Source organism: Flagellimonas flava, assembly GCF_050617915.1.
Lineage (GTDB): Bacteria > Bacteroidota > Bacteroidia > Flavobacteriales > Flavobacteriaceae > Flagellimonas > Flagellimonas flava_A.
The window spans coordinates 1-241 of record NZ_JBODQE010000148.1 but is presented as its reverse complement, the minus strand read 5'-3'; the positions used below and the strand labels follow the sequence as shown (position 1 = coordinate 241).

General features: G+C 44.0%; 1 protein-coding gene. It reads left to right on the top strand.

Annotated features, from left to right (window positions below):
• Positions 1 to 241: DNA cytosine methyltransferase (locus ACRHOZ_RS21335; protein WP_431130382.1), on the top strand; the 241-nt coding region annotated here is incomplete at both ends.

Genomic DNA, 241 nt, shown 5'->3' with positions numbered 1-241 from the left:
CAACTCTAAAAAATTCCAAGGGGCTTATTGGAAAAAAGGGTGTGCTTTGGTGGTCCATCCACCGTATTTTGACCGAGAAGAAAAACAAGCCCAAATACCTCTTTTTTGAAAATGTAGATCGGCTCTTAAAATCTGCATCTTCGCAACGCGGAAGGGATTTTGCCATTATGTTGAAAAGTCTCAACGAGTTGGGCTACGCGGTGGAATGGCGTGTGATCAATGCTGCTGAGTATGGAATGCC